The sequence below is a fragment of the Mycolicibacterium sp. XJ662 genome, from assembly GCF_053484035.1.
In genome coordinates this window covers 159,884-186,476 of record NZ_JBEFTL010000008.1, presented here as the reverse complement: position 1 = coordinate 186,476, position 26,593 = coordinate 159,884, and the positions used below count along the sequence as shown (strand labels likewise).

The 26,593-nt window shown below is 66.2% G+C and carries 26 protein-coding genes and 1 pseudogene; 12 read left to right on the top strand and 15 right to left on the bottom strand.

From position 1 onward, the window contains the following. Positions 1–153: 153 nt before the first annotated feature. From ABQE93_RS20340 to ABQE93_RS20325, 4 genes are all read right to left on the bottom strand, one after another. Complete coding sequence (locus ABQE93_RS20340; protein WP_448409804.1) at positions 154–1,038, bottom strand: universal stress protein; 885 nt, start codon at positions 1,036–1,038, stop codon at positions 154–156. A gap of 60 nt (positions 1,039–1,098) precedes the next feature. Further along, positions 1,099–1,587: a hemerythrin domain-containing protein gene (locus ABQE93_RS20335; RefSeq protein ID WP_448409806.1), complete on the bottom strand. Its 489-nt coding sequence runs from the start codon at positions 1,585–1,587 to the stop codon at positions 1,099–1,101. Continuing rightward, on the bottom strand, positions 1,584–2,036 hold the full coding sequence (locus ABQE93_RS20330; RefSeq protein WP_448409808.1) for an OsmC family peroxiredoxin: 453 nt from the start codon (positions 2,034–2,036) through the stop codon (positions 1,584–1,586). The genes ABQE93_RS20335 and ABQE93_RS20330 overlap by 4 nt, the downstream gene beginning before the upstream one ends. 85 nt (positions 2,037–2,121) lie before the next feature. Beyond that, positions 2,122–2,589, bottom strand: coding sequence for a PAS domain-containing protein (locus ABQE93_RS20325; RefSeq protein WP_448409809.1), 468 nt, complete (start codon positions 2,587–2,589; stop codon positions 2,122–2,124). A gap of 97 nt (positions 2,590–2,686) precedes the next feature. Between ABQE93_RS20325 and ABQE93_RS20320 the strand changes: the two genes are divergently transcribed. Beyond that, complete coding sequence (locus tag ABQE93_RS20320; RefSeq protein ID WP_448409810.1) at positions 2,687–3,085, top strand: DUF4267 domain-containing protein; 399 nt, start codon at positions 2,687–2,689, stop codon at positions 3,083–3,085. Here ABQE93_RS20320 and ABQE93_RS20315 read toward each other — a convergent pair. After that, the gene (locus ABQE93_RS20315) at positions 3,071–5,935 is read right to left on the bottom strand and encodes an MMPL/RND family transporter (RefSeq protein ID WP_448409811.1); all 2,865 of its coding nucleotides are present in this window, start codon (positions 5,933–5,935) and stop codon (positions 3,071–3,073) included. The two genes, ABQE93_RS20320 and ABQE93_RS20315, sit on opposite strands and share 15 nt — an antisense overlap. Positions 5,936–6,196: 261 nt before the next feature. Here ABQE93_RS20315 and ABQE93_RS20310 point away from each other — a divergent pair, with 261 nt between their 5' ends. Continuing rightward, positions 6,197–6,829, top strand: coding sequence for a DUF7159 family protein (locus tag ABQE93_RS20310; RefSeq protein ID WP_448409812.1), 633 nt, complete (start codon positions 6,197–6,199; stop codon positions 6,827–6,829). Here ABQE93_RS20310 and ABQE93_RS20305 read toward each other — a convergent pair whose 3' ends face one another. The 5 genes from ABQE93_RS20305 to ABQE93_RS20285 form a co-directional block, all read right to left on the bottom strand. Continuing rightward, the gene (locus ABQE93_RS20305) at positions 6,830–7,270 is read right to left on the bottom strand and encodes a DUF5078 domain-containing protein (RefSeq protein WP_448394043.1); all 441 of its coding nucleotides are present in this window, start codon (positions 7,268–7,270) and stop codon (positions 6,830–6,832) included. Between the two features lie 14 nt (positions 7,271–7,284). Then, on the bottom strand, positions 7,285–7,599 hold the full coding sequence (locus tag ABQE93_RS20300) for a DUF732 domain-containing protein (protein ID WP_448394042.1): 315 nt from the start codon (positions 7,597–7,599) through the stop codon (positions 7,285–7,287). A gap of 8 nt (positions 7,600–7,607) precedes the next feature. Further along, positions 7,608–10,514 carry an MMPL/RND family transporter gene (locus ABQE93_RS20295; protein ID WP_448409813.1) on the bottom strand — a complete coding sequence of 969 codons (2,907 nt, stop codon included), beginning with the start codon at positions 10,512–10,514 and terminating at the stop codon, positions 7,608–7,610. Further along, on the bottom strand, positions 10,511–10,939 hold the full coding sequence (locus tag ABQE93_RS20290; protein WP_448394040.1) for an MmpS family transport accessory protein: 429 nt from the start codon (positions 10,937–10,939) through the stop codon (positions 10,511–10,513). The genes ABQE93_RS20295 and ABQE93_RS20290 overlap by 4 nt, the downstream gene beginning before the upstream one ends. A gap of 162 nt (positions 10,940–11,101) precedes the next feature. Beyond that, the gene (locus ABQE93_RS20285; protein WP_448409815.1) at positions 11,102–11,698 is read right to left on the bottom strand and encodes a TetR/AcrR family transcriptional regulator; all 597 of its coding nucleotides are present in this window, start codon (positions 11,696–11,698) and stop codon (positions 11,102–11,104) included. A gap of 49 nt (positions 11,699–11,747) precedes the next feature. Here ABQE93_RS20285 and ABQE93_RS20280 point away from each other — a divergent pair, with 49 nt between their 5' ends. The 3 genes from ABQE93_RS20280 to ABQE93_RS20270 all read left to right on the top strand — a co-directional run bounded on the left by ABQE93_RS20280 (position 11,748) and on the right by ABQE93_RS20270 (position 14,115). Beyond that, positions 11,748–12,584 carry a mycofactocin-coupled SDR family oxidoreductase gene (locus ABQE93_RS20280; RefSeq protein ID WP_448409817.1) on the top strand — a complete coding sequence of 279 codons (837 nt, stop codon included), beginning with the start codon at positions 11,748–11,750 and terminating at the stop codon, positions 12,582–12,584. A gap of 8 nt (positions 12,585–12,592) precedes the next feature. Then, positions 12,593–13,801, top strand: a complete 1,209-nt coding sequence (locus tag ABQE93_RS20275; protein WP_448409819.1) for a cytochrome P450 — start codon at positions 12,593–12,595, stop codon at positions 13,799–13,801. A gap of 74 nt (positions 13,802–13,875) precedes the next feature. Continuing rightward, positions 13,876–14,115, top strand: a complete 240-nt coding sequence (locus ABQE93_RS20270; protein WP_448409821.1) for a hypothetical protein — start codon at positions 13,876–13,878, stop codon at positions 14,113–14,115. A 13-nt stretch (positions 14,116–14,128) separates the two neighbouring features. Here the strand turns inward: ABQE93_RS20270 and ABQE93_RS20265 are convergent. Next, positions 14,129–14,311, bottom strand: a pseudogene (locus ABQE93_RS20265) (hypothetical protein); the annotation flags it as partial. 33 nt (positions 14,312–14,344) lie between these two features. Continuing rightward, complete coding sequence (locus tag ABQE93_RS20260; protein ID WP_448409822.1) at positions 14,345–15,556, bottom strand: cytochrome P450; 1,212 nt, start codon at positions 15,554–15,556, stop codon at positions 14,345–14,347. 89 nt (positions 15,557–15,645) lie between these two features. Here ABQE93_RS20260 and ABQE93_RS20255 point away from each other — a divergent pair, with 89 nt between their 5' ends. Genes ABQE93_RS20255 through ABQE93_RS20245 form a run of 3 tightly spaced genes read left to right on the top strand, consistent with a single transcriptional unit; the run spans position 15,646 to position 18,166 of the window. Continuing rightward, the gene (locus tag ABQE93_RS20255; RefSeq protein ID WP_448409823.1) at positions 15,646–16,002 is read left to right on the top strand and encodes a Rieske (2Fe-2S) protein; all 357 of its coding nucleotides are present in this window, start codon (positions 15,646–15,648) and stop codon (positions 16,000–16,002) included. After that, a complete protein-coding gene (locus ABQE93_RS20250; protein WP_448409824.1) occupies positions 15,999–17,057 on the top strand; it encodes an amidohydrolase family protein in 1,059 nt (352 codons plus the stop codon). Before ABQE93_RS20255 ends, ABQE93_RS20250 begins: the two co-directional genes overlap by 4 nt. After that, positions 17,054–18,166 carry an amidohydrolase family protein gene (locus ABQE93_RS20245; protein ID WP_448409825.1) on the top strand — a complete coding sequence of 371 codons (1,113 nt, stop codon included), beginning with the start codon at positions 17,054–17,056 and terminating at the stop codon, positions 18,164–18,166. Before ABQE93_RS20250 ends, ABQE93_RS20245 begins: the two co-directional genes overlap by 4 nt. Positions 18,167–18,168: 2 nt before the next feature. On the opposite strand, the gene ABQE93_RS20240 is transcribed toward ABQE93_RS20245, so the two are convergent. Together ABQE93_RS20240 and ABQE93_RS20235 are read right to left on the bottom strand one after the other, a co-directional pair. Further along, entirely contained in the window at positions 18,169–18,882 is a 714-nt protein-coding gene (locus tag ABQE93_RS20240; RefSeq protein ID WP_448409826.1) for an SDR family oxidoreductase, read from the bottom strand. An 11-nt stretch (positions 18,883–18,893) separates the two neighbouring features. Then, positions 18,894–19,703 carry a FadR/GntR family transcriptional regulator gene (locus ABQE93_RS20235; RefSeq protein ID WP_448409827.1) on the bottom strand — a complete coding sequence of 270 codons (810 nt, stop codon included), beginning with the start codon at positions 19,701–19,703 and terminating at the stop codon, positions 18,894–18,896. A 93-nt stretch (positions 19,704–19,796) separates the two neighbouring features. Between ABQE93_RS20235 and ABQE93_RS20230 the strand changes: the two genes are divergently transcribed. Next, complete coding sequence (locus ABQE93_RS20230; RefSeq protein WP_448409828.1) at positions 19,797–22,097, top strand: CaiB/BaiF CoA-transferase family protein; 2,301 nt, start codon at positions 19,797–19,799, stop codon at positions 22,095–22,097. Between the two features lie 15 nt (positions 22,098–22,112). Here the strand turns inward: ABQE93_RS20230 and ABQE93_RS20225 are convergent, their stop codons facing one another. Beyond that, the gene (locus ABQE93_RS20225; RefSeq protein ID WP_448410054.1) at positions 22,113–23,300 is read right to left on the bottom strand and encodes a cytochrome P450; all 1,188 of its coding nucleotides are present in this window, start codon (positions 23,298–23,300) and stop codon (positions 22,113–22,115) included. A 139-nt stretch (positions 23,301–23,439) separates the two neighbouring features. On the opposite strand from ABQE93_RS20225, the gene ABQE93_RS20220 reads away from it, so the two are divergent. Genes ABQE93_RS20220 through ABQE93_RS20210 form a run of 3 tightly spaced genes read left to right on the top strand, consistent with a single transcriptional unit; the run spans position 23,440 to position 26,567 of the window. Next, positions 23,440–24,546 (top strand): aromatic ring-hydroxylating oxygenase subunit alpha, encoded by a 1,107-nt coding sequence (locus ABQE93_RS20220; RefSeq protein WP_448409829.1) that lies wholly within the window; start codon positions 23,440–23,442, stop codon positions 24,544–24,546. Between the two features lie 17 nt (positions 24,547–24,563). Further along, entirely contained in the window at positions 24,564–26,144 is a 1,581-nt protein-coding gene (locus tag ABQE93_RS20215) for an AMP-binding protein (protein WP_448410056.1), read from the top strand. A gap of 12 nt (positions 26,145–26,156) precedes the next feature. Then, entirely contained in the window at positions 26,157–26,567 is a 411-nt protein-coding gene (locus ABQE93_RS20210) for a nuclear transport factor 2 family protein (protein ID WP_448409831.1), read from the top strand. Positions 26,568–26,593 lie beyond the last annotated feature (26 nt).

The window sequence follows — 26,593 nt, the reverse complement described above, 5'->3', positions numbered from 1 at the left end:
GACGACCAGGCCCGGAAGGATGGTCTCGATCGCGCTGGGGCCATCGGTTCGTCGTCCGGTCATCGGCCCCACCCCTCACTCGACCGGCGGTCGATTCCGCAAGCATATGGTCGGCCGAGTTAATTACGCGACACAACGAGGGCAATTGGTCCGTCAGCGTGGGCGCGCGACGATCACCGGCTTATGCACGGCCTGCACCACCGCCGAGCTGACCGAGCCCAGCAGCATGCCGGTGAACCCGCCGCGGCCACGGCTGCCGACGACCACCAGCTGCGCGGACTCAGCGTGCTCGATGAGTTGGCGTGCCGGCTCATCGCGCACCACCACCGGCCTCACCGTCACGTTGGGGTACCGCTCCCGCCACGCTGCCAGGTGATCGGTCAGCCGTTGCTCCTCGTGGGCCTTCACCGTCTCCCAGTCCAGCCCGGGCAGATCGATCACGGTGTCACTCCACGCCTCGAGCGCCACGACGTCTACGGCCCGCAGCGACGCCGCCTCGAACGCGATGTCGGTGGCGTAGTCGGCGCCCGCGGATCCGTCCACGCCGACCAGAACCGGTGCGGTCGCGGTGTCCGGCGTCGCCGATTCTTCATCGCGGATGACGGCCACCGGGCAACGCGCACGGTTCACCAGACCCGACGTCACGGAGCCGAGCAGCAACCTGCTGACCGCCCCACGGCCCTGGTTGCCGACCACGAGCATGTCGGCGGCCTCGGAGATCTCGACCAGGGTGGGCACAGTGGACCCGAAGAACACACTCGTGTTGACCTTGGCGGGTCGGCGATCGGTGGAGTGGGCCTCGACGAGCTCGACCGCGTCCTTTATATAGCGGCCGACCATCTCCTGTTGCCACTGTTGCAGGTCGACGGGCAGCGCAACGTGCGGGGACGTGGTGATGATCGGGTTGATCACGTTCACCAACGTCAGCGCGACGGCACGCAGCGCCGCCTCCCGCGCCGCCCAGCCGATGGCCACCTTCGACGTCGACGATCCGTCGACGCCGACCACGATGCCGGGATTCTCGATCAGAGCCGTCACGTCAGCCTCCTCGGTGCTCGGCGGAAAGCCGGTGGCCACAAGTGTGCACCGTGGACTGGCTCAGGAGACGGGTTGGTCACCTTTCAAGGCTCCGTGGCAGACCCAGCCCTCGGGGACCTGCGCGGTCGCGACCAGTTCGGTCAACTGGTCACGGTCGGCGGCCAACAGTGACTCGTCGGCCTGCGGATAGAGGATCCGCTCTTCCTTCCAGTTGTGCGATCCCAACTGGGTCAACAGTTCACGGCACAGCTGCACTGCGGTGTCGGTGCTGCCCCGGGCGACACAGTCTTCGAGTTGGTCCAGCAGCGGCCACATGTGCGCGTGCTCATGCACCATCACCATGACCGGGCCCACCATGCCCGCCGCCCGCAGCGGCGGAAACAGGTACTCCTCCTCGAGGTAGATGTGCCGCCGCAGCACGGCCACCGCGTTGCGCAGTGCGTCGCGGTGCTCATCGGTGATGCCCGCGGCGTTATCGGCGAACAGTTCGATGCCGCGGTCGATGATCTGGTGCTCGTGTTCTAGAGCGGCGCTCACCGTGTCACTCATGCCGACTCCCGGGCCAGCAATTGGGCGTTGACGCTGATCTTCGCGCCGGCGAACAGCCGCGACACCGGGCACAGCGCCGCGGCCTCATCGACTACCTTCTGAAAATCGGCGGCTGCGATCCCCTCGACTTCGGCCGTGATGTCCAGCGCCGAGGAGACGATCGTCGGCAGCCCGTCGACCTCGTCGAGCGTCACCGTCGCCTGCACGTCCAGCCGTTGCGGTTCGACCTGGTGTTCACCGAGTTTCAGCGCAAGCGCCATCGAGAAGCACGATGAATGCGCTGCGGCCGCCAGTTCTTCGGGGCTGGTCTTACCGTCGGGCTGTTCGGTGCGTGCGGCCCAGGTGACATCGCGTCCCGTGAGCGCCCCGCTGCCGGACTCCATTCGCCCAGAGCCGGTGGCCAGGGGGCCTGTCCAGACGGTGCGCGTGGTGCGATCAGCGATAGCCATGAGTTGTCTTCCCTTCAGCGACGACGGGGCTGGAGCCCCCGATTTCTACAAATATGTTTGTAGAAACGCTACTCCAGTATCGGCGTTACCGCGAGGACTGGGCCGCGAGTTGTCGGCGCAACTGCTTGGTCTCTTCGAATTTGGCGGTGACGTCGCGTAGCGTCGCCGCGAAACCCCACATCTCACCACGGACCTCGTCGCGCAGGGGATGGATGGTGAACTCGACCGAGATGGTCCGACCGTCGCTTCGTAAGGCGGGTACCGCGAGCAGATCCCCGGCGCCGTAACGGCTTTGCCCGGTGGCCATGACCTTCTTCCAGCCCTGCCAGTGCCGCGCCCGTAACCGCTCCGGGATGATGAGATCCAGCGACTGGCCCACCGCCTCATCGGCGGTGAAGCCGAAGATCCGTTGCGCCCCAGCGTTCCAGAAGGTGACCACACCCTCGCTGTCGGCCGCGACGATCGCATCGGGCCCGGACATGATCGCTGCCGCGATCGACGCTTCGTCCATTTCGCCATCTCCCGCTTCGGATTCGAGGACCCAGTATTGCATTAGGCAAGTCTTGCGTTATGCGCGGCTCGATGTCTGCAGCGCGGCGGCATCGGGGTTTCCGCCCCGGGGACACGGTCCGACCACTTAGGCTCCAGCCATGTCGATCGACCGTGCCGCGCTCATCGCGGGCAGCATCCGTCTCGCGTCAGGCATCTCATTTCTCGTCGACCCGCTGGCGGCCAACCGGTTGTGGGGCGCCCCTGACGACACGACGCCGACTACCCGACTGCTGTTGCGCTCGATGGGCTATCGCGACGCGCTGATCGGTGGTCTGCTGACCGCGGCGGCGCTGCGCGGACGCAACACCCGGGGTTGGTTCCTCGCCTCCGGAGGGGCCGACGCCGCCGACCTGCTCGGCGGGATAGGGGTGCACGACGAGATGAAGCCGTCCCAGCGCGCCCTCGGCCTCGGGGGCGCGGTCATCGGGATCGGCGTCGGGCTGTGGGGCGCTACCCGCAGACGCCCGCAGGCAGACGGGACTTCAGCGTCTGGCTAGCGGTTCGGGCCACGGCACCGGTCTCGGCCTTTCGCGCACCACCTGCGGCCACCAGAACCACTTGCCCAGCAGCGCTGCAATCGAGGGCGTCATGAAGGCGCGGATCACCAACGTGTCGAACAGCAGGCCCAGCCCGATCGTCGTACCGACCTGAGCGACCACGGTCAACTCGCTCACCACCATCGAGAACATCGTGAAGGCGAACACCAGGCCCGCGGCGGTCACCACAGATCCGCTGCCGCCCATCGCCCGGATGATGGCCGTGTTGACCCCGGCGGGCAGTTCTTCCTTCAGCCGCGCCACCAGCAGAAGGTTGTAGTCGGCGCCGACGGCCAACAGGATGATCACCGCCATGGCCATCACCATGAACTGCAGTTCGATACCCAGGATGTGTTGCCACAGCAGCACCGAGAGCCCGAAGGACGCGCCCAGCGACAACACCACGGTGCCGACGATGACCCCCGCCGCGACGATGCTGCGCGTGATCAGCAGCATGATCGTGAAGATCAGTGCCAACGCGAGGATGCCGGCGATCATCAGGTCGTAGCTGTTGCCGTCGCGCATGTCCTTGAACGCCGCCGCGGTACCGCCGAGGTAGATCGTGGAACCCTCCAGCGGGGTGCCCTTGATGGCTTCCTTGGCGGCCAGCTTGATCGCGTCGATGCGGTCGATGCCGTCCGCGCTGAGCGGGTCACCTTCGTGGTTGATGATGAACCGCACCGCGTGCCCGTTGGGCGAGATGAAGTTCTCCATGCCCTTCTTGAAGTCCTCGTTGTCGAAGATCTCCGGCGGCAGGTAGAAGGTGTCGTCGTTCCACGAGTTGTTGAACGCATCGCCCATGGCGGACTGGTTCTCCGACATCGCGGCCTGCTGATCCTGCATGCCCGCCTGGGTGGCATGCATGGTCAGCATCATCTTCTTCATGTTCTTCATCGTCTGGATCTGCTCGGGCATCAGCGCAAGCAGTTGCGGCATCAGCGCATCGAGGCGTTCCAGTTCGGGCAGCAGCGCCTGGACGTTGTCGGTCATGACGTTGACACCGTCGATGGTGTCGAAGATCGACCGCAGGGTCCAACAGACCGGGATGTTGTAGCAGTGCGGTTCCCAGTAGAAGTAGTTGCGGATCGGCCGGAAGAAGTCGTCGAAGTTGGCGATGTGGTCGCGCAGTTCGACAATGTCGACGGTCATCGTCCGGGTCTTTTCGACCATGCTGTGGGTGGTCGCGTTCATCTCGGCCATCAACGACATCATTCGGGTCATCGTGTCGATGGTCGTCTGCATCTCCTCGGCCTGCACCAGCATGTCGTCCATGCGGTCCTGCATGTACTTGCGGTTCAGGTCCTGGGTGACGCTGCCTAGGCTGATCTGGGCCGGGATCGTGCTGAACTCGATCGGCTTGCCGTTGGGCCGCGTGATCGACTGCACGCGGCCGATGCCCGGCACGTCGAACACGGCCTTGGAGATCTTGTCGATCACCAGGAAGTCCGCCGAATTGCGTAGGTCGTGGTCGCTTTCCACGAGCAGCACTTCGGGGTTCATCGTGGCGGGGGAGAAGTGCCGTTCGGCGGCGGCGAAACCTTCGTTGGCGGGCAGGTCGGGCGGCAGGTACTGGCGGTCGTTGTAGTTGGGCTGGTAGCCGGGCAGCGCCAGCAGACCGACGAGTGAGATCGCGACCGTCACGAACAGGATCGGTGCCGGCCACCGCACGATGGCGGCGCCGATCTTGCGCCAGCCCCGAATCCGCATCGCACGCTTGGGTTCGAGCAGGCCGAACCGGCTGGCCACGATGATGATCGCGGCGCCCAGCGTCAGCGCGACGAACACCGCAGTCGTCATCCCGACCGCCAGCGGCACGCCGAGCGACTGGAAATACGGCAGCCGGGTGAAGGACAGGCAGAACGTCGCCCCGGCGATCGTCATACCCGACCCGAGCACGACGTGGGCGGTGCCGCGGTACATCGTGTGGAAGGCCGAAACCCGGTCCTGTCCTAACGTGCGCGCTTCCTGGTAGCGGCCGGTGAGGAAGATCGCGTAGTCCGTCGATGCGGCGATGGCCAGGGTGACCAGTAGGTTGGTCGCGAACGTCGAGAGCCCGATGAGGTCGTGATAGCCGAGAAACGCCACCATGCCGCGGGTGGCCGCCAGCGCAAGAACCACCATCGCCAGCGTCAACAGCACGGTCGTGATGGACCGGTAGACCAACAGCAACATCGTGATGATCACGGCAAACGTGACGAACTCGATGATGCGTACGCTGCGGTCGCTGGCGATCTGTTGGTCGGCCACCAACGCCGATCCGCCGGTGACGAAGACCTCGACCCCCGGCGGCGGTGGCGACTGGTCGACGATGTTCTGCACCGTCTCCACCGACTCGTTGGACAACGCCTCGCCCATGTTGCCGGCCAGGTACACCTGCACGTAGACGGCCTTGCCGTCGGCACTCAGCGCGGCAGCCTCGGTCAGCGGGTCGCCCCAGAAGTCCTGTACGTGCTCAACGTGTTTGGTGTCGGCTTCGAGCCGCTCGACCAGCTCGTTGTAGTACGCCCGCGCCTGGTCGCCGAGCGGTTCCTGACCCTCGATGACGATCATGGCCGAGCTGTCGGAGTCGTACTCCTCGAAGACCGTGCCGATGCGCTTCATCGCGATCACCGACGGCGCTTCGTCGGGGCTCATCGACACCGAACGCATCTGGCCGACGACCTCGAGTTGCGGCACCGAGACGTTGAGGACCGCGATCAGAAGGATCCAGCCGATGATGATCGGCACCGCCAGGCGCCGGATCCAGGTGGCCACGTTGGACCGCAACGGCTGCTGTGCTGCAGGCGCGGAATCGACGGTAGGGGTGCTCACCTAGCCAACACCTCGGCTGAGCTCCTCCCTCGGAGAGTTAGATCGTCTTAGTTTTTACCAGATACGGCTGGCCTACGGCGAACTACCTCTGCCGACCAGCCACGCCGGTGTACGACGCGGCAGTGCGCAACATTGTAGGGGCCTTAGCTGAGGGCAATTTCACCACGGCAGTAACACGACGGCCCCTGCACCGATATTCGCGTTGAGGCACGGCGGATCAACAGAGATGGGGCAGCGGTGCAGACAGCGCTCAAGCTTTCGATGACCTCGACCGGTATCTCCTGGGTACTGGTTGCCGCGACCGGCGCGAAGTCGACCGTCCTTGATCACGACCACGTCGACATCGCCTCCGACGACGGCGACATCACCGGTCAACAGGGCGCGGTGCGCGGCGCGCTGGCCATCGCCGACGCCAGCGGCTATGCGGTGAGATCGGTCTCGCTGCGATACACCGACGACGTCGAAGCGAACGCGTCACTGCTTCGGAAGTGGTTGCGCGACACGGGTTTGGACAATATCGATACCCCACCTGTCGCCAAGCCGGCCCGTCGGCGGCGCAGGTTCGGTTCGCCCCTGCGCGCGGCCGCCATCGTGGTAGGCGGTGTGATCGCGCTGTTCGCCGTGGCGCCCGAACTCGGCGGGGGGCCGGAAGCCTCCTCGGCGGACAGCGATACGGCACCCATCACCACGGTGGTGGCGGTGACGGTCGCGCCGCTGAACGCGCCGGCGTCGTCGCTGAAGACCTACACGATCCCTGACGTGGCGCCGGCGACGCGGCCCGCGCCCACCTACACCAGCGCGCCCGAGGCCGTCGTCGCCGCTCCCGATCCGGTTGCGCCCGTGCAGGACCCGATGGCGGAAGTGTTGAGCTCGGTGGTCAGCGCCCTGCCGTAATCACCAGGTCCAGACGGACGGGTCATGGGGCGGGTAGTCCGCGCACACCTCGGTGCCGTGCGCCACCACACCCTTGTTGTTGAAGAACAGCTTCGCCCAGTTGGGCCACGCGAACGCCATCTGCTCGTAGTAGATGTTGGTGGCGATGTTCTCCGAGTAGGCGCGGCGACCGGGGTAGTCCATCGAGAAGTACCAGTGGATCCGGTCCCGTGCGCCCTGCTGGACCTGGGGCGACTTGTTCTTGTAGTCGATCATGTAGCGCTCGTAGTACACCGGGTCGGTGTCACGCACCGCGGCCATGTACTGGTCGACCGTGCACGTCGTCTTGAGCATCCGGTTGGGGATCGGGTAGTCCTCGGTGGCGTCCGCGGACGCCGTTGCCGGAAAGAGCACGGCCGCGCTGACGGCCGCGGCCAGGGCGATGCTGACTTTGCGTAACACTTCTGGACTCCTTGTTAGCGCGCCGCGTCGTCGAGAATCGGCAGTTTGTCGGGGCAGTAGGTGCGCAGCGCGGCGCCGAGGAACTGCCACGCCTGTTCGGTGGTGCTGCCGCGCTGCAGCTGGTCGAAGATGAACTCCGCGGAGTCGTTGGCGTTGCGGTCGACGTCGTTGCGCAACCGCTTGCAGCTGATCTTGGCGATCCAGGCGTTGAAGTCGCGCTGACCGTAGATCCCGTAGCTGTGCAGCTCCGAGGCGAAGGCAGTGTCGACATCAGCGGATGCCGGCGCTGCGAACGTCAGTCCGGCCGCGGCCACGGCTATTGCGACCATCGAGCGCTTCAAAGCTGCCCTCCTTGTTGACCCGCCTGTGTGAACTCTTTGGGTTTCGGCCACGCCGATGGTACGGGTCGCTGACGGACCCGTTGAGGCCACCAGAACCATTTGCCCAACAACGCCGCGATCGACGGCGTCATGAAGGCGCGGACCACCAGTGTGTCGAACAGCAAGCCTAACCCGATGGTCGTGCCCACCTGGCCGATTACGGTCAATTCGCTGACCGCCATCGACATCATCGTGAACGCGAAGACCAGGCCCGCCGACGTCACCACCGAGCCGCTGCCGCCCATCGCGCGGATGATGCCGGTGTTGATGCCGGCATGTAGCTCCTCTTTGAGGCGAGCCACCAACAACAGGTTGTAGTCGGCGCCGACCGCCAACAGGATGATGACCGACATCGCCATCACCATCCAGTGCAGATCGATCCCGATGATGTGCTGCCAGATGAGGATCGACAGGCCGAACGACGCGCCCAACGACACCACCACCGTGCCGACGATCACCGCGGCGGCCACCACGCTTCGGGTGATCAGCAGCATGATGATGAAGATCAGCGCCAGCGAGGCGATGGCGGCGATCGTCAGGTCGTAGGTGTTGCCGTCGGCCATGTCCTTGAACACCGCGGCGGTCCCGGCCAGATAGATCTTGGATCCCTCCAGCGGCGTGCCCTTGATGGCCTCCTTGGCCGCCTGTTGGATCTGGTCGATCTTGGCGATGCCCTCCGGGGTCATCGGGTCGCCCTCGTGGGAGATGATGAACCGCACCGAGTTTCCGTCGGGGGAGATGAAATTCTCCATGCCCTTCTTGAAGTCTTCGTTGTCGAACACTTCCGGTGGGAGGTAGAAGGAGTCGTCGTTCATCGATGCGTCGAACGCCTCGCCCATGGCGCTGGAGTTCTCCTGCATGGCCGCCATCTGATCCTGCAGCCCCTTCTGGGTGGCATGCATGGTCAGCATCATCGTCCGCATGGTCTTCATCGTCTCGATCATCGACGGCATCAGGACGACCATCTGCGGCATCAGCTCATCGAGGCGCTCCATGTCCGGGAGCATGTCCTGGATGTTGTGGGTCATCGTGTCGATACCGTCGAGGGTGTCGAATACCGACCGGAACGCCCAACAGATCGGGATGTTGTAGCAGTGCGGTTCCCAGTAGAAGTAATTGCGGATCGGCCGGAAGAAGTCGTCGAAATTGGCGATGCTGTCGCGCATTTCGGCGACGCTGACCGTCATATCCTTCATCTTGGTGACCATGGCGTGGGTGACGTCGGCCATCTCCGCGGTCAGCGCCGACATCCGTTCCATGCTCGCGATGGTCTTCGACATCTCATCGGCCTGAACCAGCATGTCGGCCATGCGGTCCTGCAGATACTTCTGGTTCATCTGCTGGGTGGTGCCCTGCATGCTGATCAGGAACGGAATCGAGGTGTGCTCGATCGGCTTGCCGTCGGGCCTGGTGATGGCCTGCACGCGGGAGATTCCGGGAACCCGGAACACCGCCTTGGCGATCTTGTCGATGACCAGGAAGTCCGCCGAGTTGCGTAGGTCGTGGTCGCTTTCGACCATCAACAGTTCCGGGTTCATCCGCGCCTGCGAGAAGTGGCGGTCAGCGGCCGCGTAGCCCTCGTTGGCGGGCAGGTCCGCCGGCAGGTAGGTCCGGTCGTTGTAGTTGGTGTGGTAGCCGGGGAGGGCGAGCAGGCCGACCAGCGACAGCGCGATCGTGGCGACCAGGATCGGGCCGGGCCACCGCACGACAGCAGCGCCGATCTTGCGCCAACCGCGCACCCGCATCGCCCGCTTGGGTTCGAGCAAGTTGCCGAACCGGGAGGCCACGGTGATGATCGACGACCCGAGCGTGAGCGCGGCGAACACACAGGTCACCATGCCGATGGCCAGCGGGACACCCAGCGACTGGAAGTAGGGCAGCCTGGTGAAGCTCAGGCAGAACGTGGCGCCGGCAATCGTCAGGCCCGATCCCAACACGACGTGAGCGGTGCCGCCAAACATGGTGTAGAAGGCCGATTCTCGGTCTTCGCCGGCACCGCGCGCTTCCTGGTATCGCCCGTTGAGGAAGATCGCGTAGTCGGTGCCCGCGGCGATGGCCAACGTGACGAGCAGGTTGGTCGCAAACGGTGAGAGCCCGATGATTTCGTGGTAGCCGAGGAAGGAGACCACGCCTCGGGTCGCGAGCAACTGCAGCACGACCATCACCAGCGTGATCACCACCGTGATGATCGAGCGGTAGACGAGCAGCAGCATCGTGATGATCACCGTGAAGGTGACCGCCTCGATCAGCCGCATACTGCGGTCGCTGGCGATGTGCTGGTCGGCCATCAGGGCAGCCGGGCCCGTCACGTACGCCTTGACGCCCGCCGGCGGCGGGATGCCGGCCACGATGTCCTGGACCGCCTGCACCGACTCGTTGGCCAGGCTCTCGCCCTGGTTCCCGGCGAGATAGGCCTGGACGTAGACCGCCTTGCCGTCGTTGCTCTGCGCGCCGGCCGAGGTCAGCGGGTCACTCCAGAAGTCCTGGACGCTCTGGACGTGCTTGGTGTCGGCTTCCAGCTCATCGACGATCTTGTCGTAGAACGCGCGCGCGTCGTCGCCGAGGGGTTCTTCACCTTCCAGGACGATCATCGCCGAGCTGTCGGAGTCGTACTCCTCGAAGACCGTGCCGACCCGTTTCATCGCGATCATCGACGGCGCCTCTTCGGGGCTCATCGACACCGCACGCATCTGGCCGACCGTTTCCAGCTGCGGCACTGCGACATTCAGCACCGCGATGAGCAGGATCCAACCCAGGATGATCGGCACCGCGAACTTGCGGATCATCCTCGGGATGAACGGACGTTGGGTGTGCCTCGCCGGCGGGAAGGCGTCTGTCGGCGCCTCGCTGGACGGCACGCTCATGCGGATTTCACGTAGCAGAAGGTCTGGGCGCTGACGCCGGTGGAGGTTCTCTCGTCCTTGACCTCGTCGTCGACGGTGATCCGACAGGTGATCGACTGTCCGTCACCCTGAGCGACGATGTTGGGCGCCGCAGACGGGGCGGTCGTCTGCAACGTCAGGGTCCACGGCAGCGACGCGCCGTCGACGCGGATCGGTTTGGCGTCGAGATCGAGGTAGTTGATGTCGGCGTAGGAACCGGTGCCGAAGATCTCGTAGGTCACGACTTTGGGGTCGAACGGTTCGGGGTCGTCGGCGAACACCGTCGGCGTGGTGATGATGCCCTCGGCGCCGAAGAATGTACGGATGCGCTGCACGGTGAACCCGGCGATGGCGACCACGACGATGATGACGAGTGGGATCCACACCCGCTTGGCGAGGCGGATCACGTCATTCGCCTTCGACCGTTGCCGTCCATATATCGCGCCCCTTGATTTCGTATCGGCTTAATTCCGGCGTGCGTACTTAGCCGGTATAACTTCTCATTTCGGCCTAGGTTAGCTCAAGTTAGTGTGTTGCTGGTCACTCCCAATGTGACCTTGCGGTTTAGATCACCCGCCAGGGATTTCGAACCGTTGCAGGTGGCGGTCGATGAACGCCTGGGCCTCGGCGTGACCTCGGGTGATGCCCAGTCCACGCTCCAGGAGCAGCACCCGTGCCAGGCTGGTCAAGATCATCGACATGACCACCGGCGGAAACGCGTCGACGTCGACATCGTGGGCACGCAACACAAGTGCCATGGCGCTTTCCTCCGCGTCGCCGAACCGATCGGCATACGCCGCGATCTCGCTGCGAATCTCTTTGCGGTGGTTGGCCAACGCCATGAACTCCATCCACAGCTGGGCGCCGTGGGTGCTGTTGAGCCGCCACAACGCGTGCAGGGGTTGATCCCCGGCCGTGGCTTGGCGCTGTTTGGCGAGGTTGGCCTCGGCACCCGAGCGCAACACCGCGAGGTAGAGGTCGTCCATCGTCGGGAAGTAGTAGTGCACGAGGGCGGGCTTGACCCCGGCCTTGGCCGCCACGCGGCGTGACGTGGCTGCGGCGTAGCCGTCTTCCAACATCACCTGGGCGGTCGCCTCGATCAACGCCTGTCGCGTCGCCGACTCGCGGCGGACCCTTGACCCCTGCTCAGCGGGGCTGCTAGACATAGCCTCAGCATAAATGTTGGGCGATCGCCCAACAATCGAGGGAGCGTGGATGGCCGGTCGGGTAGCTGGCAAGGTTGCGTTCATCACCGGTGCCGCACGAGGTCAGGGACGCAGCCACGCGGTGCGCCTTGCCCAGGAGGGCGCCGACATCATCGCGATCGACATCTGCCGCGGTTTCGAGGGTTCGCCGGCGCCGGCGGCCACCCCCGAGGATCTGGCCGAGACGGCCGACCTGGTCAAGGGCCTCGATCGCCGTATCGTCACCGCCGAGGTCGACGTCCGCGATTTCGACGCGCTCAAGGCCGCGGTCGACAGCGGGGTCGAGCAACTGGGTCGCCTCGACATCATCGTGGCCAATGCCGGCATTGGCACCGTCGGCGTCAAGCTGCACAAGATGGGCGAGGGGTCGTGGCAGGAGACGTTGGACGTCAACCTCGGGGGCGTCTGGAAAACCGTCAAGGCCGGTGTGCCGCACCTGCTGGCCGGCGGCCGCGGCGGCTCGGTGATCATCACCAGCTCGGTCGGCGGGCTCAAGGCCTATCCGCAGGTCGGCCATTACGTCACCGCCAAGCACGGCGTCGTCGGCTTGATGCGGACCTTCGCCGTCGAACTGGGACACCAGTCGATCCGCGTCAACACCGTGCATCCGACCCACGTCAACAGCCCGCTGTTGATGAACGAACCGACCTACCGGATGTTTCGCCCTGACTTGCCCGACCCCGGACCCGACGACCTCGCACCGGTTTGTCAGTCCTTCCATTTCCTGCCGACCCCGTGGGTGGAGACCGAGGACATCAGCAACGCGGTGCTGTTTCTGGCCTCCGACGAAGCCCGCTACATCACCGGTGTCACGCTGCCCGTCGACGCCGGCAGCATGCTGAAGTAGAGGAACCGATGCGCGTCCCCGACACCGGCTCAGCCACCGACGTCTACTACGACCCCTACGACGTCGACATCACCGCCAACCCGTATCCGACGTACGCGCGGCTGCGTGAAGAGGCGCCGATCTACTACAACGAGCGCTACGACTTCTGGGCGCTCTCGCGCCATTCCGACGTCGACAAGGCCCTGGCGAACTGGGAGACGTTCTCCAACCAGCGCAGCGACATCCTGGAGCTCATCAAGTCGGACTTCGACATGCCCAAGGGCGTGATGATGTTCGAGGATCCGCCCATCCACACGATGCTGCGCGGGCTGATGTCGCGGGTGTTCACCCCGCGCCGGATGGCCGAAATCGAAGACCAGATCCGCCGCTACTGTGTCGGCTGCCTTGATCCGTTGGTCGGCTCCGGCGGCTTCGACATCATCGCCGAACTGGCGTCGATGATGCCGATGCGGGTGATCGGCATGCTGCTGGGTATCCCTGAGTCCGAACAGGTTTCGGTACGCGACGCCAACGATGCCAACCTTCGCACCAAGCCGGGCGCGCCGATGAAGGTCGTCAACGCCGACAAGATCGCCGACGGCAGCATCTATGCCGACTACGTCGAGTGGCGCTCAAAGAACCCGTCCGACGATCTGATGACCGCGCTACTCAATGTCGAGTTCACCGACGAGGACGGTGTGACGCGCAAGCTGACCCGCAAAGAGGTGCTGCACTACACCCAGGTGGTGGGCGGCGCGGGCAACGAGACGACCGGGCGGCTCATCGGCTGGCTGGCCAAAGTGCTTGCCGAACACCCGGATCAGCGCCGCGAGGTCGTCGAGGACCGGTCGCTGCTGACCCGCACCGTCGATGAGACGCTGCGGTTCGAGCCGACCGGTCCGCACGTCGCGCGGTACATGGCGCGCGATTTCGAGTGCTACGGCACGACGGTGCCCGCCGGGGCGGCGATGTTGCTGCTGTTCGGCGCCGCCAACCGGGACCCGCGCCGCTACCCCGATCCGGACACGTTCGACATCCACCGGCCCAACATCGCCCACCTCACATTCGGCAAAGGGCTGCACTATTGCCTGGGGGCGAACCTCGCGCGGCTGGAGGGCCGTGTCGCCCTGGATGAACTGCTGAACCGCTGGCCGGAGTGGGACATCGATTACGAGACTGCACAACTGGCGCCGACGTCGACCGTGCGTGGCTGGCAGCACCTCCGCATCGTGGTGTGAAAGCGCGCGAGTGGATTCCACCGTTTCGTCGATCTAGGGGTTTCAACTCAACGGCTATGGGGCAGGATGAGCGCATGAGAAAATTCGTTCGTCGTTCGACAATCGTCGCCGCCGCGTTCGCGCCGGTGGCCGCGCTGTCGGTGATGGCGTCGGCCGTCGGCGCCGCTCAGCCGCTCAACTGCCCGGCCGGAGAGTGGTGGGACCCGGTCGACAACGTATGTCGAGGACCGGTGGCGACCGTCCCGCTGGCCTGCGCCCCCGGCGAATACTGGAACCCGATCACGAACGTCTGTCGTCCGCTCGGCCAGTACTAGACCGCGCGGCCGCTCAGTCCAGGGCGTAGTCGATGACGCCGCGGATGAGCTTGCCGTCCAACAGGTCGGCGTAAGCGAGCGCGATTTTCGCCGAATGTGTTGTCTGCGCGGTCATCCCGGTCAGCACACACGTTCCGCCTTTGCGGGTCAGCTTGAGATAGGCGTTGACGTCGTCGCCGGCGATCAGCGACGGCGACGTCGTGCAGTATCGCCGCGCGACTGCAGATGCTCACATGCGACCCGCGGCGCGAAACGTCACCGGAAGACGCGTGGGGGAGCGAAACGGCATGCCCACGATTCTGGTGTCGTCGTCGGCGACCAGTTCGAGGTCGGTGACCCGGTCGAAGAGGCTGTTCAGCATCGCCCGGGTCTCCACCCTGGCCAGATGCAGGCCAAGGCAGCTGTGAATGCCGCCCGCAAACGAGATGTGGGGTTTTCGCGCCCGGTGGATGTCGAACACCTCGGCGTCGGGCCATCGTTTCTCATCGCGGTTGGCCGAACCCATGCACAGGTTGACCTGTGCGCCTTCCGGAATGCGCACGCCGTGGATCTCGACGTCGCGGGTGGTGTTGCGCGGCACCGAAACCAGCGGCGTCTCGTACCGCAGGCCCTCCTCGATCGCGGCCCCGATCAGGTCGCGGTCCTCTTGCGCCTCGTGCAGCTGCTCGGGATGGGTCAGCAGGAGATAGAGCAGGTTGCTCGACGAGCGGTAGGTGGTCTCGAGCCCGGCGGGCAACAGCAGCCGAAGAAACGAGATGATCGCTTCGTCGGTGAGCCGTTCGCCGTCGATCTCCGCGGCGACGAGGTCACCGATGATGTCGTCGGTGCTCGCCTTGCGCCGCTGGTCCACCTGGTCCTGGAAGTAGGCACCCAATTCGACGGATGCGTTGAGCCCGGCCTCGATGTCCTCGCTGATCGAGATGAGCTCCAGCGACAGCCGCCGGAACAGCTCCAGGTCCTGCTGCGGCAGGCCCAGCAGCGCGGCGGTGATGCGGGTGGGGAACTCGAATGTCAGCGCCTGGACCAGGTCGGCTTCACCGTCATCCCTGATCTCGTCGACCAGCCGGTGACAGATCGGGTCGATCAGCGCGGGCTCCCAGTAGTCAAGCGCGCTCTGCCGAAAAGCCTTGGCGACCAAGCTGCGATGGTCGTGGTGCTGCTTGCCGTGCATGCTCAGGATGGTCGGCCCGAGCACCAGCCCGATGGTGTTGTCGTAGAACTCCGACGCGAACGTGTCGCCGTCGCGGAACGCGGAGAACACGCTGTCGAAGTCGAACAGCGTCCACTCCTCATCGGAGACGAGCTCCGGGGGCGCCATCGAGGTGTCGCTGATCGGGCCGCGCCACACCGGTTCGGTCCTGCGCTTGTACGCGAAGAAGGCATAGGGGTCGCGTGCCACGTCGGGGGCTGTCGAATCATCGGAATCGATGCTGATCGTCACCTGCGCCTCCCGGGCAGCGCATCTTCGCGCACCAAGTATCTATCTTTACTATTTTAGGTAATCTAGGTCAAGGCGACCGAGGGGACGCGATGCAACGCCTTACGGTATGTGCGATCGACGACCTGCCACCCGGCACCATGAAGTTGGTGCAGGCCGGCAAGTTCGGTGTCGGTGTGTACAACATCGACGGCGCGCTGTATGCGATCGCGAACTACTGCGCCCACGAAGGTGCGCCGCTGTGCGCGGGTTACGTCGGCGGCGCCAACGAGTTCGACCCCGACGCGCCCGGGCAGGTACGGCAGACGCGGATCGGCCGCATCGCCCGATGTCCCTGGCACCAGTGGGAGTTCGACATCACCACCGGGATCAACCTGGCCGATCCCACCAAGCGGGTGCGGACCTACGACGTCGACGTCGTCGACGGGCAGGTGGTCCTGACCGCATGAGAACCCCGGTCATCGACGCCAACGTCCAACCGCACTTCCGGTACAACTCCGAGATCCGGCGCTACCTGCCCGCGGCGCACAAGCTGCGCGCCATCCCCGACGTCGAGCAGCCGTGGTACCAGGCCCCCGGCGGGGACTACCGCCAGGATCTCTACGGCGAGCACTACCCGGGCTCGGACCCCGACACGGTCGCGCGCTACCTCGCCGACAACGGCGTCGACGTGGCGATCCTGAACCCGTTGACCCGCGGCAACATTGCCGACTATCTGCTCAACAGCCGCATCTGCGCGGCGGTCAACGACTGGCTTGTGGAGCGCTGGCTGGAACCCGACACCACCGGCCGGTTCCGCGGCACCATCCGCGTCAACCCCGAGGACGTCAAAGGTGCGCTCGCCGAGATCGACCGGTTGGCACAGCACCCGAAGATGGTGCAGATCGGCGTGCCGCTGCAGTCGCGCGAACCGTACGGCAAGCCGGTGTTCGAGCCGATCTGGGAAGCCGCGGCCGCCCACGGCCTTCCGGTGGCCGTCCACATCAACGGCGGCAACGGAGTCGACTACGCGCCGACGTTCGCCGGGCACGCGCACACCTACCCCGGGTACGCCGCGTTCATGCCGCTCAACGGCTTCGTGCACCTGGCGACGTTGATCATCGAGGGCACCTTCGGTCGCCACGCCGGATTACGGTTCGTCTTCGCCGACGGCGGCTACGACATCCTCACCCCGCTGATGTGGCGGCTCGACACGTTCTGGTTGTCGATGCGCGACCAAACGCCGTGGGTCGACCGCTATCCGAGCGAGTATCTGCGCGAGCACGTGCGGTACTGCTCTTCGGCGCTCGACGGGCCGACGGACACCGGGCTCGCCGAGCGGTGGATGGACTACACCGACAAGGCCGGACTGCTGATGTACGGGTCGAACTATCCACACTGGTCGACGTCCTCGCCGGAATCGGCGGCCGCCGGGCTCAACGACGTCCAGCGGGAAAACGTGTTGTGGCGCAACGCCGCCGAGCTGTACGCCATGAGCGCCGAGGTGGAGGGGAGCCGGCTGTGACCACGATCGGCCACCAGGACGTCGCGGTCAGCATCGTCGACACCGACGTGCACCCGCTGCCCGTCTCGGTCGAGGTGCTGAAGTCCTACGCCCCCGCGCGTTGGAGGGACACCCTCTGGCCGGTCGGCAACGCGGTGTCGCCGATCCCGCACTTCTACGACACCCCGGATTCGTACAAGACCATGTCGTTGCGGGTCGACGCGGCGCCGCCGCGAGGTGGTGCGGCGGGAAGCGACCCCGAATTCGCCGCCAAACAACTGCTGATCGACGCCGGGGTGAGCATCGCGCTGCTGGAGCCGATGTGCGATGCGCAGTTACCGCAGGCCGAGCACATCCTCAAGGCCACCTACAACGACTGGCTGGCCGACGTGTGGTTGGGCGAGAACAATTGGCACGGCCGCTGGCGGGGCACGATCAGCGTCACCGCGCAGGACCCGGTGGCCTCGGCGCGCGAGATCGAACGCTGGGCCGGCCATCCGTACATGGCCGAGGTGCTGATGACACCGCAGACACGCGGAATCCCGTTCGGCAGCCCGCATTTCGACCCGATCTATGAAGCCGCGGTACGCCGCGGGCTTCCGGTGGCCACCCATCTGATGGGCCAGACGCCGTTCGAGCTGATCCCGATCTACCCCATCGGCAACCCGGCGCACTGGCATGACTTCTTCGCGTCCTGGCCGCTGCTCTACGCCGCCCACCTGATGAGCCTGGTGTTCGACGGGGCCTTCGACCGCTATCCCGAACTGCGGATCGTGTTCGTGGAGGGAGGCTTCACCTGGGCGATGCCCGTGATGTGGCGGATGGACCGGATCTGGGAGCAGCGCAAGGCCGATCTGCCGTTCGTGCGGCGCCGGCCCTCGGAGTATGTGCGCGAGCACGTCCGGTTCACCACCCAACCGCTGGAAGAGGTCGACGTCGCGGTGTATCGGGATTATCTGGAGATGATGGATCTCGGTGACAACCTGATGTTCTCGACCGACTACCCGCACTGGAGCTACGACGCGCCCGACTGGGCCATCCGCCGGTTTCCCGCCGATCAGCGCGAGCGCATCATGCGCGGCAACGCCACCGCGCTCTACGGTCTGCCGGCCTCGGTCAAGGCGCTCTGAAATCAGCTGCCCGCGCGGCGCTGTGCCTCCAACGGAACCACCGGTGGCCGTGCGGACGGGCCGCGGGTGACGGCGTGCAGCCTGATCTCGGGCAGGTCCACCGACGGGTCCAGGGTGTCCAGCCACACGACCGCCGCCGCGACGTCCTCTGCCCGGATCGCGTACATCTCGAACGGAACGTCTTGCAGCATCTCGGTTTCGACCGGGCCGGGGGTGACGACGTGCACGTTGATGCCGTCCCGGTCGACTTCCTGTGCCAGCGCCCCGGCGAACGCGTTCATCCCCGCCTTCGACGCCGAATAGGCGGTGCGGGCCCGCATCGGTTCGTGGGCCGCCGAGGACGAGACGAACACAAAGCGCGAACCCGTTGACATGTGCGGCAACGCCGCCGAGGTCACCACAAAGCAAGAATCCAGGTTGGCCGCCATGGTGGCCCGCCATTGTGCGAAGGTCTGCTTGCGGGCGTAGGTGCCGCCGAGGACGCCCGAGGCGTGCACCATCAGGTCGATCCGGCCGGCCGCGTCGACGGCGGGCTCAAAGGTTGCGGGTTCGCTCGCGTCGGCGACGACGTAGCGGGCGCCGATTTCCTCGGCCGCCGCCCGTAACGGCTCCTCGCGCCGCGCGGTCAAAAGCACGTCGTAACCGGCTGCGACGAGCCTTCGGCCACATGCCTTTCCGATGCCACCGCTGCCGCCGGTGATCACGGCCGTGCGCATACCCGACCCTGTCAGCGCTGGCGCTGCGCCAGCGCCTGCGGCGACAGTGCGACGATCCGCTGCTCGGGATCGCCTGCGAGCAGATAGGTCTGGGTATCGGCGACGTGACGCGCGGCCAGTTTCCTGGCACGTTCGGCGTCACCGGCCTCGATGGCGTCGGCGATCTTGGTGTGCACCCGCAATGCGATGCGGCGCTTGCTCAATGACGGGTACTCGCCGCGCGCGGCGGTTTCCTGGGCCCACCAGTTCAGGTGCCCGGTCCACAGCGTTTCGAGGCTGCCGACCACCGCGATCATCGTGTGGTTGCCGCAGCCGCGCACGATCTCGTCGTGGAACTGCCCGCCGATCTCGGTGAACCGCGCACCGTCGTCGATGTGCTCGGCCATGGCGTCGTTGAGTTCTTTGAGCTTGGGTATCAACGTCTTGCCGCGATCGGGGCGGCGCGCGGCAAGCGCGGCGCACATCGGGTCGAGTTCCTGCAGTGCGGTACCGAGGTCGGCGAGGGGCACGTAGTCGCTCTGCAGCAGCAGACCGAGCATGTAGGCCGCGCTCGCTTTGGCCGGTGCGTGCACGACGGCACCGCCGCGGTTGCCGCGACGCACCGATACCAGGCCCTCGGTTTCCAGGATTCGCAACGCTTCTCGCAGCGACACCAGGCTGACGTTGAACTGCTCGACAAGCAGTTCCTGGCGGGGCAGCAGGTCGCCGTCGACCAGTTCACCCTCGATGATCTGGCGGCGCAGTTCGTCGGCGACGATCTCGGCGGTCCTGCGTGCGCCAAGGCGCCGTCGCGCTTCGGGACCGATACCCAGCGTTGTCATGACACCGCAATGTTAACAGTGACAGCGCCGCCAGCTGGGCCGGCTATCCGCCAATAGTTACTAAGATGGCCAAAAACGAGGGAGGTCGTGCGTGTGGGCGACATAGCACCCACCCCGCTAGGTGACCTGCGCGTCGTGGAGGTCAGCGACCGCATCGCCGGCGCGTACTGCGGCAAGCTGCTGGTGGACGCCGGCGCCGACGCGGTCAAGGTCGAACCGCCACAAGGCGATCCGTTCCGCCGCTATACGCTCACCGGCGCCGCGCCTCCCGCGGGGGCCGATGCGCCGCTGTTCAGCTATCTCAACGCCGGAAAGCGCAGCGTCACAAGTATTTCCGATGACCTGCTGGCGCGTGCGGACATCGTGGTGCTGACGGCCGACCGTGACGGCGCGCAGCGACGCGGTCTCGACCCGCAGCGGCTTGGCGAAATCGCACCCCATTGCGTGGTGGTCACCGTCTCGGACTTCGGTTGGGGCGGCCCGTGGTCGCAACGCCCGGCGACGGAGTTCACGCTGCAGGCCGCGTCGGGTCTGACGGGGTTTCGCGGTGACCCGGCGGGCCCGCCGATCTCGATCGGCGGTGAGCTGGGGGAGTTCATGGGCGGGGTGTGGGCGGCCTACGGCGCGCTGGCCCTGCACCGGCGGGTGCGCCGCGGCGGTCCGGGCGGCCATCTCGACATGTCGATGCTCGAGGCGGTCACGCTGATGCAGAGCGGCGAGTGGCTGCACAGCCAGCTGCTGCAGGTGCCGCCCGTGCGGCGTTCGGTCGAGGTCCCCTCGATCGAGCGGGCCAAGGACGGCTACGTCGGGATCAGCATGGTGACCGGTCAGCAGTGGCTGGACTTCGCCGCGATGGTGGACTGCCCGGAGTTCACCGAGATTCCCGCGCTGCAGTTCCAGATCGGCCGGTGGGACTACCGCGACTGGATCCGCGAGCGGATCGACCCGTGGATGCGCGCGCGCACCGTCGACGAGATCGTCGAGCTCGGGCAACTGTTCCGGCTGCCGCTGGCGCCGCTGGGCAACGGCGCGACGATCCCGCAGATGGACCACATGGTGCAGCGCGGCGTGTATGTGGACAATCCCGCGGGTTTCCGGCAACCGCGTCCACCGTGGTTGATGAGCGAGGCCCGCCCCGCACCGCTGCGCCGGGCACCGGCTGTCGGCGCCAGCGACGGTGAAAGCCTCTGGGCACCAAGGGCAACGGTGCCGCCGCCGTCCACCGGTGACCGGCCGCTTGCCGGTGTCCGGATCGTGGACTTCACCGCGTTCTGGGCGGGCCCGGCGGCCACCCACGCGCTGGCGGCATTCGGCGCGGACGTGATCAAGATCGAGTCGGTGCAGCGCCCCGACGGCATCCGGTACTCCGGCGGTATGCGCAAGGACGTCGACGACTGGTGGGAGTACGGCTGGGTCTTTCACGCCATGAACACCAACAAGCGGTCGGTGACACTGGATCTGCAGTCGCCCGAGGGGCTGCGGCTGGTCAAGGAACTGGTGAGCAAGGCCGACGCGGTGGTGGAGAACTTCTCCCCGCGGGTGATGGACCAGTTCGGCCTCGGCGCCGACGTCCTGCTGGGCATCAACCCCCAGCTGGTCATGATGCGGATGCCCGCGTTCGGCCTGAGCGGTCCGTGGCGGGACCGGGTGGGGTTTGCGCCGACGATGGAGCAGATCGCCGGCCTGGCGTGGGTGACCGGGCTACCCGACGGATTGCCGATCGCCCCCCGCGGGGCGTGTGATCCGCTCGCGGGTGCGCATGCCGCGTTCGCCCTGCTCGCGGCGTTGGATTTCGCCGAGCGCACGGGCCGCGGCCAGCTCGTCGAGGTGCCGATGATCGAGACGGTGTTGAATGTGACCGCGGCGCAAACGATCGAGTACGAAGTCTTCGGCGAGGTGATGGAGCGCCGCGGCAACCGAGGCCACACCGCGATCACCCAGGACATCTATCGGTGTGCGGGGCAGGACAATTGGGTGGCGGTGTGCGCGCATACCGATGCCCAGCGCGCTGTGCTCAGTGAGCTCGCCGGCGGACTGGAAGCCCGGCTGGAGGGGTGGCTGGCTGGTCAGGATGCCGAGGTCGTGGTGGAAACGCTTGTGGACAGGGGTGTTCCGTCGGCCGTGGTGGTTTCGCCGTCGCTGGTGGTGGACAACCCGCAGCTGGTGCACCGTGGATTCTTCGAGAAGCTCGTCCACCCGAGCACCGGGCCCGGGCTGTATCCGTGTCCGCCGTTCGCCCGCCCCGACGGCGTCGACGCGTGGCTGTACCGCACACCACCGACGCTCGGTGAGCACAACGCCGAGGTGCTGTCGCAACTCTGCGGGCTCGACGACGCCGACCTGGCGCGGCTCAGCGCCGACGCCGTGATCGGCACCCGCCCCAAGGGCCTGTGACCCGCACCGCCTCGGCTAGCGCGGCGTCAGGGTGATCGGGAGCGCGTCGAAGATCGTCATGTTGTTGGTCAGGTTGGGGTGCGACACCCGCGCCGGTCCGAGGCTGATCTCGTCGGCGCGGCAGAGCAACTCGTCGAGCACCGCCCGGATCTCCGCGCGCGCCAGCATCGCGCCCAGGCAGTAGTGCGCCCCGCCGCCCCCGAACGTGACGTGCGGGTTGTCGACACGGCCGATGTCGAAACGGAACGGGTCGTCGAACACCTCCTCGTCCCGGTTGGCCGAGCGCAGCATCGCGACCACCCGCTGACCCGCCGGGATCGTGACGCCGTCCATCTCCACGTCCACCTTGGTCGTGCGGGTCCAGAACGCCACCGGGCTCGACCAGCGCAGCACCTCTTCGACCGCGCTCGACCGGATCGACTCGTCGGCGCGGTACCGCTCGATCTGAGCGGGGTCGGCGACGAACGCCTGCAACCCGTAGGCCAGCGCGTTCTTCGTGGTGTCGCTACCGGCGAACGCCAGCACGAAAAAGAAGCTCTCGAGTTCGGTTTCGGCAATGGACAGTTGCTCGCCGGATTCATCGGTGATCACCGCGGTGGCCAGCGTGCTCCAGATGTCGTCGACGGGGTCGCGCCGCTTCTCGGCGGTGAGATCGACCGCGTACGCGAAGACTTCTGCGAAGGCGTCCACCTGCTCTTGTGTCGACGCCGCCTTCAGGATCCGGTCGAAGGTGGTGAAGATCTGCGGTCGGTCCTTCTCGGGAATCCCGATAATGTCGCCGATGACCGACATCGGCAGCACGTCGGCGACGTCGTCGATCCAGTCCCCGCCACCGGCCTGCAGCAGGCGGTCGACGAGCGAGGCCGCCCGCTCGCGAATCCCGTTCTCGAGCTTGCCGATAGCGCGCGGCGTGAAGGCATGTGACATCACCCTGCGCCGCTTGGTCTGCTCGGGCGGGTCCATGTTGATGATGTTGGGAAACGCGCCCGCCGGTCCGATTCCCTGGATGAGCGGGCCGTCCACGGCGGTAAACGCGTCGGTGTCGCGGTGGATCCGTAGCGCGTGGCGGTGCTTGGTCGCCACCCAAAAGTCGCGGGTGACGGTGCTGGCGACACCGTCGGTGAGCTCATGGTGAAAGAGCGGTCGCGCGCGGCGCAGCGCCGTGAACAGCTCGTCGGGGAAACCGTTCTGCCACAACGACATATCGGACAGGTCGACCGGTTCGGTCGTCGTCACGCGCGGTCCTCCTGGGTCGTCCTTGCTTTAGAATGCCTAAAATAGTAAAAATAGGCAACGGTGGGTCCTCGCGACCTGCGGCGTTGCCTCGCGGACGGAGACAGCAGTGACGGAGACGGACATCCTGGACCCGTCGGAGCGCGAGTTCGGGTCAAGCGGGATCAGCCTGTCGACGTATCGCTTCCCGACCGGCTGGTTCATCGTCGGGTTCGCCTCGGAGCTGTCCGCGGGCCAGGTCAAACGCGCCCACTACTTCGGCGAGGAGCTGGTGATCTTCCGGGCCGAATCCGGTCAGGTCAACGTGTTGGACGCCTACTGCCAGCATCTCGGCGCGAACATGGGTGTCGGCGGCACGGTCGAGGGTGAGCGCATCGTCTGCCCGTGGCACGGCTGGCACTGGAACGGCGACGGCACCAACGCGCTGATCCCGTACAGCAAGATCGGCTGCAAGCAGAACGTGCGCATCCGCAGCTACCACAGCATGGAGTGGTACGGCTTCATCCTGGTGTGGCACGAACGCCACGGCCGCGCACCCTATTGGCAGCCGCCGGTGCTGCCCGAACTCGAAACCGGTGAGTACTACCCGCTGCACCCGCACACCCGGATGCTGAACCGGGTCAAAGTGCATGCCCAGATGATCATCGAGAACGCCGCCGACCCGTATCACGTCCAGTACGTGCACAAGGCCGCGAACCCGGCCAACACCGCGTCCTTCGAGCTGTCCGGCTATCACCTGCATGCGACGGTGAACGCGAATTTCGGTGGGGGACGGGCCAAGACGTGGCTGACCCCCAACGGCCCCGTCGACGCCAAGATCATCTACGACAACTACTCGCTGGGTCTCGGGGTCGTCCGGTTCCCCTCCGAGTTGGTGGCCACCGTTCAGGTGACGGGCCAGACCCCGGTGGACGAGGACTACACCGACTACTTCTACACCCAGGCTTCGGTCCGCGAACCCGGCGACGCCGGCGACAAACCGACGGGGCGGGCCGCGAAATTCCTGCAGCTGCAACAGGAGGTCATCAAACAGGACTTCTTCACCTGGGAGAACATGAAGTACCTGGAGAAGCCCAACCTCGCCCCCGAGGAGGCCCGCGACTACGCCGCCCTGCGGCGCTGGGCACACCGGTTCTATCCGGGCCCCGAGCCGTCGGCGACCGATTTCGGCTACACCGCCGACGGCCAACCCGATCCGGCGGCAGCGCAAGCGTGACATCCGCCGGGCGCCGGATGCCGCCGATCGAGCCGGCGGCGTTCGGTGTCGACCAGTTCACCGTCGCGGCGGTGCTGGACCGCCGGGCCGAACATGTCCCCGACCGGGTGATGATGTCGATCGGCGGGAAACCGGTGACGTTCGCCGAGATGCGCCAAAGGTCGTGTGCCGCAGCCAACCTGCTTCTCGAGTCGGGTCTGGGCGCCGGCGACACCCTCGCGCTGTTCACCGGCACCTGCCCCGAGTGGGTGTACTTCTGGCTGGGCGCCGCCCGGGCCGGGGTGATCACCGCGGCCGTCAACGCCGCCAGCAAGGGCGACTTCCTGGCCCACGCGCTCACGTTGTCACGGGCCAAAGCGGTGCTCACCGACGGCGAGCGGGCACCGCGGCTCGCCGAGGTCGCCGGTCGCGTCGACACGCTCAGCACCACCCTGGTGCTGGATGCTTCGCTTTTCCAGCGACTCGCCGTGGCGCCCGCTGATACGGGACCGTCGGCACCGGTCGCGGCCGGTGACGTCGGCGCGCTGTTCTTCACCTCGGGAACCACCGGTGCCTCCAAAGCCGTCGCCACCACCTGGCACTACCTGTTCTGCGCGGCCGCCACCGTCGCGTCGGCGTGGGAGTTCGCGGCGGGGGAAGTGATCTGGACGGCGATGCCGCTGTTTCACCTCAGCGCGGCGCCCACCGTGCTGGCGCCGATGCTGGTGGCCGGAACCAGTGTGCTCGCCGACGGCTTTCATCCGAGCACGGTGTGGGATGAGATCCGGTCCTGTGGGGCAGTCGGTTTCGCGGGGGCGGGCGCGATGGTGTCGATGTTGTGGAACCTGCCGCCCGACCCGTCCGACAGCGACACCGGTCTGCGGTTCATCTCGGCGGCCCCGATTCCGGCGGAAATCTACCGGGCCGTCGAACGGCGTTACCGCTGCCGCGTGGTGACGATGTACGGCCTGACCGAGGCTTTCCCCATTGCCTACAAGTCGGTTTCAGACGACGGTGTGCCGGGTACGTCTGGTCCCGTCAACCCGGCGTTCGACGTGCGCATCGTCGGCCCCGACGGATCCGAAGTGCGCGACGGGGACGTCGGGGAGATCACCTGCCGGGCGCGGGCGACACATCCGATGAGCGAGGGGTATGTGTCGTCCGTGTCCGGCGGGCTTCAAATCCAACCGCACCCCGAGTGGTTCGCCACCGGAGACCTGGGCCGTCTGGACAGCGACGGCAACCTCACCTACGTCGACCGGGTCAAGGACTCGCTGCGCCGCCGCGGCGAGAACGTCTCCTCGGTAGAGGTGGAGCAGACCGTGATGCGCCACCCCGCGATCTTCGAGGCGGCCGCGGTCGCGATCCCCAGCGAGCTCGGCGAAGACGACATCCTGGTGGTGGTGACCCTGCGCCCGGGCGCGACGGTCGACTTCCGCGAGCTACTCGACTTCTGTGCGGGGCGCATGCCGTACTTCTGCGTGCCGAGATATGTCGAAGTGCTCGACGACATTCCGAAGAACGTCATCGGCCGGGTACGCAAGGACGTGCTGCGCCGCCGCGGGCTCGGCGCCGACGCCTGGGACCGCGACGCGCACGGCTACGTGCTGAGTCGCTAGAAGGAGACGCCTATGACCATGACCTACCAGCAGCAGTACGTGCTCGACAGCCTCGCTGCACGGGCGGCGATCCTCGATCTGGATGCCCGACACAACCGGTTGTACTCCGCCGGTGACCGGAACGGGTGGATCGCCACGTTTCGGCACGCGGGCGCGACGTACACGCGCGGGGGAGAAGCGTTCAGCGATCTGCGGGCCGCATTCGACGGCGGCGGGCGGCGGCTGGTGACGCTCGACCACGAGATCGCGGTGGACGGCGTGGACGCGACCCAGCAGTGTGTCGCGGTGTTGTTCGGCGCCGACACCGTTTTGGCGACCGGCACCTACACCGACCGGCTGATCTACGAGCGGGGCGGCTGGTACTTCACGTCGCGTGAGCTCGAATGGGACCGGGCGCCACGCGAAAACGCACTTCTGTTGTGAGCCAAACCATTCGGTACGCGTTCGCG